A 9,976-nucleotide genomic window follows, 5' to 3' on the forward strand; every position below is an offset into this window, starting at 1 on the left:
ATGGCTAAGCAAACCAAAGCTCAAAAAGCACGCGTCGGTGTTACCGACGACCTGATCGCTTTCGCTGATGCGATCAAGCTGGTTAAGGACAACGCTAAGGCCAAGTTCGACGAGTCGATCGAAATCGCCGTCAATCTGGGCGTTGACCCGCGTCATGCTGACCAACAGGTCCGTGGCGTTGTGAACCTGCCGTCGGGTACCGGCCGTGACGTTCGCGTCGCCGTGTTCGCCAAGGATGCCAAGGCTGCTGAAGCAACCGCGGCTGGCGCTGAACACGTGGGTGCTGAAGACTTGTACGAAAAGATCGCTGGCGGCTTCATGGAATTCGACCGCGTTATCGCGTCGCCGGACATGATGGCTCTGGTCGGTCGCCTTGGTAAGGTACTTGGCCCGCGCGGCCTGATGCCGAACCCGAAGGTCGGCACCGTGACCCCGAACGTTGCTCAAGCTGTTAAAGACGCCAAGGGCGGCGCAGTTGAGTTCCGCGTTGAAAAGAACGGTATCGTTCACGCCGGTATCGGCAAGGCTTCGTTCACCCAGGACGCTCTGGAACTGAACGTCAAGGCCTTCGTCGACGCTCTGTCGCGTGCCAAACCGTCGGGTGCCAAGGGCACCTACGTCAAGCGTATCGCTCTGTCCTCGACCATGGGTCCGGGCATCAAGGTTGACCCGGCTTCGCTGGGTGCCTGATAGCGCTTGCCGCCAGGCATAAGGATACGGCCCCGCAGATTTCTCTGCGGGGCCGTTTTCTTTGAAAGAAACAGACGATTCTGGCTTAAGCCTTACGTCGAGATACCGCTTCGGAGGAGTATGGCTTGGCTCAGGGTGTGAGGATTGCCGTTGTTGTCGGCAGCAACCGCAAAGGTTCGATCAATCAAACCTATGCCCGTGCGCTTGAAAGGCTGGCGGGCGAGGGGATGGTTTTTGACTATCTGCCTGTCGGGGCGCTGCCGCTTTATAATATGGACTTGGAAGAAGAAGCACCGGCCGTGCTGTCCGATATCAAGGCACGCATACAGGCGGCGGACGGCGTGTTGTTTGTCTCGCCCGAGCATAATCGCTCGGTGACGGCGCTGATGAAGAACACGCTGGACTGGTGTTCACGGGGTAGCGGCGGCAATGTGTGGGCGGGCAAGCGTGCAGCGGTGTGCGGGGCGTCGCCTGGGACACGTGGTGCGGATCTGTCGCAAATGCATTTTCGCCAGATTGCGGTTGTGCTCAATCTGGAAGTTTTGCCGCAACCCGAAGTCTATGTGCATGTCAAAGAGGGGCTGTTTACCGAAGCGGGTGATTTTGCCAGCGAACGTGACGGCGGTTTCCAGAAAAGGTTTCTGGACCGGTTTGCGGATTGGGTTGTCAGGGCGTAACAAGGACAAGAATGTTCAGTATCAAGATAAATATTGAACATAGGATGTTGGGTGCGATTGACCTTTGCGCCTGACGCGGTGAAAGCCCGCTTCACCCCTAACTGATCCTCTTGAATGCCCGTGATCCGCTACGGGCCTGACTGCCGTTCGGACTGCTGACCAAGATATGAGCAAGACACCTGCCGATAAAACTCTTCGCCAAATCGCGGCTCTGCCGTGGCGCATGCGCGGAGGCAAGATCGAGGTGTTGCTGGTCACATCGCGTGAGACCAAGAGATGGGTAATCGCCAAGGGTAACCTGATGATGGATCTTAGCGATCATCTGGCGGCGGCACAGGAAGCCTATGAGGAGGCGGGTGTCCAGGGCGATATCAGTCCCAGCCCTATGGGTTCGTATGTCTATGACAAGCGGTTCAAGGACGGGCGGGCGCTGCCCTGCGTGGTGGATGTTTATCCGCTGGAAGTTTTGATCCAGTTGGGAAGCTGGCCGGAACTGCATCAACGCACACGTCAGTGGATGAGCGCTGAGGAGGCGGCATCCAGTGTGGACGAAGCGGATCTGGCGGCCCTGATCCGCACCTTTGCCGGTACGGGCGCTCGTATCTGATCTGGCTCGAGCCGTCAGAACGAGGTCGGGCGGCTGGCCTCGTATTCACGGAACGGCTTGAGTTGGTCGGCTAGCGCGCGCTTGAAAGCGGGGCGGGCCTCGGCCTGTTCGACATAGGCGGCTAGTGCAGGGAAGTCGGCAAGGATGGGGGTGTGGCGTAGATCGCGCAGCACATGGACCATCAGGATATCGGCGGCGCTGAAGCGGTTATTGGCGAACCAGTTCTTATCTCCCAAGGCATCCTGAAGTTCGCCCAGACGCTTGCGCAAGTCGGATTCTGTTTCGGGACGGCGCTGGGCTGCCCAAGCCTTTTCACTGTTGAAGAAGTCTATACCGGCCAGTTCGGCTACGAACGGCTCGATGCTGTTCATGGCGGCGAACAGCCATGACATGACCATGGCCCGCCCCGCGTCGTCGGCCGGCATAAGTTCAGGCGAGGTTTGTGCGATCCACAGGACAATGGCCCCGCTCTCGAACATCTGCACCTTGCCATCGCTATAGGCAGGCACCTGTCCGAAGGGTTGCATGGCACGATAGGCCGGCGTTGCTTGGTCCTCAAACCCGATCAGTCGCGCGTCATAACCAAGGCCGGCTTCTTCCAGTGCCCAGCGGACGCGCAGGTCGCGTACCGAACCTTGGGCAAAGTCGGGTACCCATTTGAAAGCGGTGACTTCGATCATGGGTTGCTCCTTCAGCGTAAGGACGCTCTCAATGACGCCGTGCATTGACAGTAGATTTGATATCAACCTAATTGACTCTATGTCAAATCTTTCGGCCGCCTTTGCTCAGACACTTCATATTCGCGACCATTGTCTATGCCTGCATGCCCAACGCGCAGCGCGGGCCTTGTCGCGACGGTTTGACGAGGCGTTTCGCCCTCTCGGGATTACCAGCGGCCAGTTCTCGCTGCTGAACGGCTTGAACAGGCCGGAACCACCCATGATAGGTGCAGTAGCCGAACTGCTGGTGATGGATCGCTCAACTGTGACCGCTAATTTGAAGCCGCTGGAGCGGGCGGGGCTGATTTCAGTCGCCGTGGATGAACAAGATCGGCGCGGGCGGCGTGTCGCCCTGACGGATGCGGGGCAGGCTGTACTGGCGCAAGCGACGAAGGTCTGGATCGAGGAACATGCCGCGCTCGAAAACGAGATCGGCAATGGCGATGCGTTACGGGCGGGGCTGCGGCTTGCCATAGATTAGCCAAGAGGTTTTTGCCCGAAGCTGAGGTCCCGAGGATGGGGCATGGCGATCGGCGCGATTATAGCATAGCTTGGTACGAAAGTTTCGAGGGTGGGTTTATGCGCGGAAAAATCGGTCAGGTCGTGTTGTCGGGTCTTGCGGCCTTGTCGCTGCTTGGGGCGGCTGCACCGGCTATGGCGTTGCAAAGTGCGCGACAGGCCGTAGCGGGAGCGCCGACTGAAGAAACACGTGCGTTGGCCGCCCGCGTGATTGCGATCACCACGCCTAATATGGAAAAGCAACTGCTGGACTATATGGCCACGGTGATTGCTGAAAGCGGTTTGCGTGATGAGGATGCCCGCATCGGTGCGTGGATGGAAAAGAATGCCGGTCCCATTCTTATTACCCACATACGCACCTTTATGGGCCAGGTTGAAACCGTTTACGCCACGCGGTTTACGGCGGCGGAACTGCAAGCCATGGTCGATTTTTACGAAAGTCCACTGGGGCGCACGGTTGCTGAAAAACAAGTGCAGGTCGGTATCGAAACCGGCGAGCTTCAAGAGCCCATGCTGCTGGCCTATATGACCGATCTGATGACCCAGTTGTGCGCCGCCAATGATTGTGGTGATGGCAAAAATGGCGCGGGCGGCAAATCGTCCAGACGCTAGGCTTCTATAGATTTAGGGCTTTGAACCTGCACCCGTTGCAATTTGCGGTCGGCAGTGTATAGAGCCGCCATCCTGATGGGTCTTCGGACGCATCGGGGCCTGTCCGAGAACTTCGGGGCGTGGGGGCCACCCATGCCGTAACTGCCGGAATAGCCTTTCCGGTGCCGTGGGGAGATGGGGATGCAAAGACCTCGATCCAGCCTTATGGGCGGGATGAGGCACGCTTCCTTCGGACAATCTACCGGCAAGTGACCTTTGCGGCAACGCAAGGGGCATGAACCAAATCCGTTGTCGGGAATAAGCTCGGCAACGAATTCCTACTCTGGAGACCGCAATGGACCGCGCACAAAAAGCCGAGTCGATCGAATCGCTGAAAAGCGTGTTCGCCGACGCGGGCGCCGTGGTTGTGACCCACAATCTGGGTCTGACCGTTGCGGAGATGGAAGACCTGCGTGGACGCCTTCGTAAAGAAGGCGGCGCGTTCAAGGTGGTGAAAAACCGTCTGGCGCTGAAGGCGCTGGGCGTCGAAGCCGGCAGCGAATACCACGACCTGTTCAAGGGTCCGGTTGGTATTGCCTACGCTGCTGACCCGGTCACCGCTGCCAAGGTCTCGGCTGAATTCGCCAAGGGTAACGATCGTTTCGTTATCGTTGGTGGCTTCATGGGCGACAATGTTCTGGACGCCAAGGGCATCGACGCCCTGTCCAAGCTGCCGTCGCTGGATCAACTGCGCGGCAAGCTCATCGGCCTGCTGCAAGCCCCGGCAACCAAGGTTGCTGGCGTGCTGCAAGCTCCGGCTGGCCAGTTGGCTCGCGTCTTCAATGCTTACGCTACCAAAGACGCCGCCTAAGACCCGTCATCTCTGCATATCTCTGTAATAACAATCCTACCGAAGGAAGATCAAAATGGCTGACCTCGCCAAGATCGTTGAAGAACTGTCGGCTCTGACCGTACTGGAAGCTGCTGAACTGTCGAAGCTGCTGGAAGACAAGTGGGGCGTTTCGGCTGCTGCACCGGTCGCCGTTGCTGCTGTTGCTGGTGGCGCTGCCCCGGCTGAAGCTGCTGAAGAGCAAACCGAGTTCACCGTTATGCTGGTGGACGGCGGCGACAAGAAGATCAACGTGATCAAGGAAGTCCGCGGCGTTCGTACCGACCTGGGCCTGAAAGAAGCCAAGGAACTGGTAGAAGCTGCTCCGGCTGCTGTCGTCGAGAACGTCTCGAAGCAAGCTGCTGAAGAACTGAAGAAGAAGCTGGAAGAAGCCGGCGCCAAGGTCGAAATCAAGTAAGATTTCTGATCTGGACTCTGGTACTCCAGAGATCTTCAAGGATTGGGCTAGAGGGAAACCTCTGGCCCTTTTCTTTTGTTCGGTTTGTTCGAGATACGAAAAAGGCCCGCCGTGATGGCGGGCCTTTCGCATGTTTAGCGTTATTGGCTTAGCGACGGCGCGGGCTGAAAATATCGGCCAGACGGTCGCGTGTGCCTTCGATCCGTTCCAGTCGCGGATAGCGCAAGCCACCCGTATAGTCGAACTGGACAGTGCGGTATTGCTCGCCACGCTTCAGAAGCAGCTTGATGGGGGCCGAGCCATCTTTGTTGGCGGTGACCGCATCACGCAGCTTTTCGGAATCGGCGGCCACATCATTGATGGCGACCAGTTCCCAACCCGGACCAATATTGGCTTCAAAGGCAGCGCCGCCCCAGCGGATGCTGTTGATGCGGTTCGTCGAAGACAGGGTAAAGCCCAGCGAATACTGGAAATCACGCGCCCAGCCAGACTGGATGCGCTTTTCTTCAGCCGTCAGGCTGTCCACATAGGTCAGGCGATAACCGGCGCGGGCAAGACCGTCCAGCGGCGCTTTGGCCTCTGGGCCTGCGGCATCTAGACGGGCGCGCAGGAAGCTGGCCCAGTCATAAGGATGCACAGCGTTAAGGGCGGCCACCACTTCGTCGAACGTGTAGCCACGCGGTGCGGACGAACCATTGTCGCCGCCGAAGAAGGTCTTGGCGAAATCATCCAGCGATTTGCGTTCGCGGGTGGCTTCGCGGATCAGGGTGTCGGCATCCAGCCAGATCAGCAGGGCTTCACGGTAATAGTCACCCGTGCCACGCATCCACGAGGCATACGGGTTGGAAGTACGATAGCCGAGCAGGTTGTGGTTGGTAGTGTCCTGAAGCGGGCGCCATTCGCGACCGGGCTGGTTGTCATAGAAGGCAGCAACCTCGGCCCACGAAATCACCAGATCGTTCTTGGAGGCCAGTTCCGAGCGACCGGTCAGTACATCGCCCCAATATTCCGTCTGACCTTCATAGACCCACATCAGAGTGTTCTGTGTTGGAATATTGTGGTTGGCGGTCAGTTCGTCTGCCGGACGCTGGCGCTTGCCGTTCCAAGCGTGGACGTACTCGTGCGGCAACAGGCCGACGGCACCCAGATCATCGCCCCATTTTGTGAAAAAATCATCCGGCACGCTGTTCTCGCTGGAGCGGTGATGCTCCAGACCGATGCCGCCCAGTTTTTTAGTGGTAGCGACGAGGAACTCGTAGCGGTCATAGGGGCGGGCACCGAACAGACGGTCGGCTTGTGTGACCAGATTTTCGTAATAGCCGATCTGTGTGGGCGTAGGTTTGATCTGATCGGCTTTGTCGCCGACGATGTTCAGATGAACATCCGAACCGTCGGGATCAATATCGATACGATTGAAATGCGCGCCACCGAACAGGGGGCTGTCGATCAGGGTATAGAGGTCAACGGGCTTGAAGCTGGCGACGCCGTCTTCAAAGCTGTCGGTATCCAGGGCAACGCCATAGTTCCAACCGGCAGGCAGCTTGATCGACGGCTGGAAGGTGATGCCGGTCGAGTGATAGCCTGCCGGATACAGCAGGGCCTTTTCCCATTGCAGGTTCAGCATTTCAGGCGTCATCACCACGCGCCATGTGCTGTTGTCCGGCTGGGTCAGCCACTGGAACTCGACGACGATTTCCGACACACCCGCAGGCACTTCAACGTGGAAGGCGTAGGGGTCGATCGTATCGCGCAGCCATTCGATACGCTGGCCCGCGCCCGTCACAGTGACACCAGAGATAAGCTGGATCGGGCCGGTGGCGGCGTGGTTGCCCGGCAGAAATTTCGGATAAAGTAGGGTCAACTTGCCTGCCGTGACCGGAACGGTCTGGCGCACGCGCACGATCTTGCGTTCAACATCCGTGGCATCGACCTCATAGCGGATCACGCCCGGATAGGCGGCCTCGGTCGGGGCTGGAATGGCAGGAATAGCATGGGGCAGGGCCAGCGGCGTGTTCTGCGGGGTCGGCGCTACCGGAGCCATTGTGCCGGACCAGTTGCTTTGCGCCAGTGCGCCGGTGGCTGTGCCGCACAGCAGCAAGGTGGCAAGGACGAGACGGGTTTTCATCATCGGGTACTCTATTAAATCAGTGCGGTCTTAGCGGCGGCGTGGCGCTGCAGGCTTGGGCGAAAGAATGTCGCCTAGATAGTCGGGCGTGCCTTCGATGCGTTCCAGATGCGGATAACGCAGGCCGCCGGTGTAGTCGAAGGTGACGGTGCGGAAGCGGTCGTCACGTTTGACGATCAGGCTTACAGGGGCACCGCCCTCGGCTGCGGCCGTGATGGCGTCTTTCAGGGCATCGCCGGAGATGGCGTTGTCATTGACGGCGACCACTTCCCAGCCGGGGGTCAGGCCCAGTTTAAATGCGGGGCTGTCCCACGTTACGGCGGTGATGCGGTTGGACTTGTTCAGCATCATGCCCAGTGAATAGACGAAATCGTTACGCCCCAGTTCCTTGTAAAGAGAGGCCATATAGCCGGTAGGCTCGGGCTTGAAGACCAGACGGTAACCGCCCTGTTCAAAGCCGTTTATCGGGCCGCGGCTGTCGGGACCGACAGCGTCCACGCGCTCGCGCAGGAAGCGGGCCCAGTCATGCTCGACGATGCCATTCAGGTGGCGCACCACATCCTCGAATGTATAGGACGCGGCCTCCCACTGGCCGTCATCCGAACCGAAGAAGGATTTGGCGAAGTCGTCCAGCGATTTGCGGCCATTGGTTTTCTGGCGGATCAGGGTGTCGGCATCCAGCCAGATCAGCGAGCCTTCGCGGTAATAGTCCTCGGAACGCTGGACGCTGGGCCACGGTTGCGGGCGGCGCTGCTGGATGATCGGGTCGTTGGTGGTGTCTTGCAGGGCGCGCCACTGGCGGCCGGGGGCGTTATCGAACTGGGCCGCCGCCATGGCCAGAACGCCAAGAGCCTCGTCCTTGCTCATCAGACCCGCACGAGCGGTCAGGATCAGGCCCCAATACTGGGTCTGGCCCTCATAGACCCACAGGAGCGAGTTTTGCAGCGGCTCGTTGAAATTGGCGACCATCTGGTCGGCGGGGCGACGCCATTTGCCGTTCCAGCTGTGGGTGTATTCGTGGCCCAGCAGATCGCGGTCGGCCAGTGTAGCGGTCGGGTCGGTGAAATATTTGGTATCGACGCTGTTCTCGCTGGAGCGCTGGTGTTCCAGACCGATGCCGCCCAGCTTGTCGGTGACGGCGACAAGGAAGTCATAGCGGTCATAGTGACGGGCACCGAACAGGCGGTCGGCCTGTGTCACCAGATTGCGGTGCAGGGCCAGATGCTCGTCCTTGATCTGAACCATAGCGGCGGTGTCGCCGACAATATTCATAAAGACCGGCGAGCGGCCGTTCGGATCCAGATCGACACGGTTGACGTGACGGCCTGCAAAGACGGGGCTGTCGGCGAGATGTTCGAGATTGATCGGCTCCAGTTCCAGATAGCCGTCGATCGTTCCTTCGACCTTGAGGGCACCGGCATAGGTCCAACCCTCAGGCAGTTTCAGGCGTGGCATGAAGCCGACATTGCGGCTGGCATAACCGGCAGGATAAAGGACCGCTTTTTCCCATTGATGGTTCAGCATGTCTGGGGTCATGACCACGCGGCCCTGCGCGCTATCCTGCGGGGTCAACCACTGGAAGCTGACCTCCAGCGAGGTGACGCCTTCGGGAATGTTCACCTGATATGACCACGGGTGCAGGGTGTTGCGCACCCATTCGATGCGCTGGCCATTGGCCGAGAACTGCAGGTTGGCAATCTGCGAGATCGGGCTGACAGGGCCGTGATTACCGGGCAGCCACTGCGGGTAGAACAGCACCATCGGGCCGGACTGTGTGACCGGAATGGATTGGCGCACGCTCATAATGCGGCGCTCGATGTCGGTGGCATCGACCCATAGGGTAATGGGCTGGGACAGGACCTTGTCCGAGACGGCCGGAATGTCGATCAGCGAAACCGGCAGGGCAGGTACGGCGGCACCCGTCTGGGCCAGTGCTGGCGCGGCAACCAAAAGGGCAAGAGCGGAGGCGCAAACCGCAAGGGTGCGTCGGGACATAGGTGTTTCCCCCCAGAAGGGCCGCGAACTGCGGCAACAATGTGGGAGAAAGCAAGACGTCGCAGCGTGTCCCGTCAAGGGTTTAGGCGACAGGTGGGCGGCTTAGTCCACGAAAAAGCCGCCCTTTGGTCCCTTACGGGTTCACCTTGAGCAATTCGACGGTGAAATAGAGTGCCGAGTTGGCCGGAATATCGTCGCCCATGCGGCGAGGGCCATAGGCCAGATCGGCCGGAATCAGGAACTCGTAGGTCTCGCCTTCGCGCATAAGAGCCACACCCTCGGTCCAGCCCTTGATGACGCGGTTCAGCGGGAAGCTGGTCGGTTCGTTGCGCGAATACGAACTGTCGAATTCGGTGCCGTTGATCAGGCTGCCGCGATAATGGACCATGACGGTATCGGTTTCCGTCGGTTGTGCACCTTCGGGATTGGCCTTACCGACAAGATGATATTGCAGGCCGCTATCGGTGGTGTTCCAATTCTTGCGGGCGGCGTTCCACGCCAGATGCGCCTGTTGTCCCGATACCCATTCGGCCTGTGCCGTGTCATAGCGGGATTGTGCAGCCTGATGCTGGGCGATGGCAGCATCATAGGCGGCCTTGGCGGCGTCGGATTGTGTGGCGAGGGCGGGCGTAGCGAGCGCGGCGCAGGCTGCAATCGCCAGTGCTGTCAGTGCATATTTCATGTTAAGGCCATACCACGGAATTACTGACTCGCGAGATACCCCTGAAAATGGCTTGGGGGTCTTT

General features: G+C 59.2%; 11 protein-coding genes. 7 read left to right on the top strand and 4 right to left on the bottom strand.

Going from position 1 to position 9,976, the window contains the following annotated elements:
* The 3 genes from rplA (at nt 1) to WEU32_RS04960 (ending at nt 1,974) form a co-directional block, all read left to right on the top strand.
* Nucleotides 1-690: a 50S ribosomal protein L1 gene (rplA, locus tag WEU32_RS04950; protein ID WP_312137696.1), complete on the top strand. Its 690-nt coding sequence runs from the start codon at nt 1-3 to the stop codon at nt 688-690.
* A gap of 125 nt (nt 691-815) precedes the next feature.
* Nucleotides 816-1,367, top strand: a complete 552-nt coding sequence (locus WEU32_RS04955; protein ID WP_312813899.1) for an NADPH-dependent FMN reductase — start codon at nt 816-818, stop codon at nt 1,365-1,367.
* A gap of 166 nt (nt 1,368-1,533) precedes the next feature.
* The gene (locus tag WEU32_RS04960; protein ID WP_312137699.1) at nt 1,534-1,974 is read left to right on the top strand and encodes an NUDIX hydrolase; all 441 of its coding nucleotides are present in this window, start codon (nt 1,534-1,536) and stop codon (nt 1,972-1,974) included.
* Nucleotides 1,975-1,988: 14 nt separating this feature from the next.
* On the opposite strand, the gene WEU32_RS04965 is transcribed toward WEU32_RS04960, so the two are convergent.
* Complete coding sequence (locus WEU32_RS04965; protein ID WP_406853090.1) at nt 1,989-2,654, bottom strand: glutathione S-transferase family protein; 666 nt, start codon at nt 2,652-2,654, stop codon at nt 1,989-1,991.
* A gap of 79 nt (nt 2,655-2,733) precedes the next feature.
* On the opposite strand from WEU32_RS04965, the gene WEU32_RS04970 reads away from it, so the two are divergent.
* The 4 genes from WEU32_RS04970 (at nt 2,734) to rplL (ending at nt 5,110) form a co-directional block, all read left to right on the top strand.
* On the top strand, nt 2,734-3,174 hold the full coding sequence (locus tag WEU32_RS04970) for a MarR family winged helix-turn-helix transcriptional regulator (protein WP_406853091.1): 441 nt from the start codon (nt 2,734-2,736) through the stop codon (nt 3,172-3,174).
* Nucleotides 3,175-3,272: 98 nt separating this feature from the next.
* Nucleotides 3,273-3,824: a DUF2059 domain-containing protein gene (locus tag WEU32_RS04975; protein ID WP_406853092.1), complete on the top strand. Its 552-nt coding sequence runs from the start codon at nt 3,273-3,275 to the stop codon at nt 3,822-3,824.
* A 334-nt stretch (nt 3,825-4,158) separates the two neighbouring features.
* Nucleotides 4,159-4,674, top strand: a complete 516-nt coding sequence (gene rplJ, locus WEU32_RS04980) for a 50S ribosomal protein L10 (RefSeq protein WP_167179397.1) — start codon at nt 4,159-4,161, stop codon at nt 4,672-4,674.
* Between the two features lie 55 nt (nt 4,675-4,729).
* Entirely contained in the window at nt 4,730-5,110 is a 381-nt protein-coding gene (gene rplL / locus WEU32_RS04985; RefSeq protein ID WP_167179399.1) for a 50S ribosomal protein L7/L12, read from the top strand.
* Between the two features lie 148 nt (nt 5,111-5,258).
* Here rplL and WEU32_RS04990 read toward each other — a convergent pair whose 3' ends face one another.
* The 3 genes from WEU32_RS04990 to WEU32_RS05000 all read right to left on the bottom strand — a co-directional run bounded on the left by WEU32_RS04990 (nt 5,259) and on the right by WEU32_RS05000 (nt 9,912).
* Nucleotides 5,259-7,238, bottom strand: coding sequence for a M61 family metallopeptidase (locus tag WEU32_RS04990; RefSeq protein WP_406853093.1), 1,980 nt, complete (start codon nt 7,236-7,238; stop codon nt 5,259-5,261).
* Between the two features lie 27 nt (nt 7,239-7,265).
* On the bottom strand, nt 7,266-9,230 hold the full coding sequence (locus WEU32_RS04995; RefSeq protein WP_406853094.1) for a M61 family metallopeptidase: 1,965 nt from the start codon (nt 9,228-9,230) through the stop codon (nt 7,266-7,268).
* Between the two features lie 133 nt (nt 9,231-9,363).
* Nucleotides 9,364-9,912: an FKBP-type peptidyl-prolyl cis-trans isomerase gene (locus WEU32_RS05000; protein WP_312813882.1), complete on the bottom strand. Its 549-nt coding sequence runs from the start codon at nt 9,910-9,912 to the stop codon at nt 9,364-9,366.
* Nucleotides 9,913-9,976 lie beyond the last annotated feature (64 nt).

It is taken from the genome of Brevundimonas sp. BH3 (assembly GCF_045345115.1).
In the GTDB taxonomy this organism is placed as follows: domain Bacteria; phylum Pseudomonadota; class Alphaproteobacteria; order Caulobacterales; family Caulobacteraceae; genus Brevundimonas.

Bases quoted from the DNA above. Each gene is read 5' to 3' on its own strand.
- rplJ (WP_167179397.1), top strand. From the start codon at position 4,159: ATGGACCGCGCACAAAAAGCCGAGTCGATCGAATCGCTGAAAAGCGTG.
- WEU32_RS05000 (WP_312813882.1), bottom strand. From the start codon at position 9,912: ATGAAATATGCACTGACAGCACTGGCGATTGCAGCCTGCGCCGCGCTC.
- rplA (WP_312137696.1), top strand. From the start codon at position 1: ATGGCTAAGCAAACCAAAGCTCAAAAAGCACGCGTCGGTGTTACCGAC.
- rplL (WP_167179399.1), top strand. From the start codon at position 4,730: ATGGCTGACCTCGCCAAGATCGTTGAAGAACTGTCGGCTCTGACCGTA.
- WEU32_RS04995 (WP_406853094.1), bottom strand. From the start codon at position 9,230: ATGTCCCGACGCACCCTTGCGGTTTGCGCCTCCGCTCTTGCCCTTTTG.
- WEU32_RS04965 (WP_406853090.1), bottom strand. From the start codon at position 2,654: ATGATCGAAGTCACCGCTTTCAAATGGGTACCCGACTTTGCCCAAGGT.
- WEU32_RS04960 (WP_312137699.1), top strand. From the start codon at position 1,534: ATGAGCAAGACACCTGCCGATAAAACTCTTCGCCAAATCGCGGCTCTG.
- WEU32_RS04970 (WP_406853091.1), top strand. From the start codon at position 2,734: ATGTCAAATCTTTCGGCCGCCTTTGCTCAGACACTTCATATTCGCGAC.
- WEU32_RS04990 (WP_406853093.1), bottom strand. From the start codon at position 7,238: ATGATGAAAACCCGTCTCGTCCTTGCCACCTTGCTGCTGTGCGGCACA.
- WEU32_RS04975 (WP_406853092.1), top strand. From the start codon at position 3,273: ATGCGCGGAAAAATCGGTCAGGTCGTGTTGTCGGGTCTTGCGGCCTTG.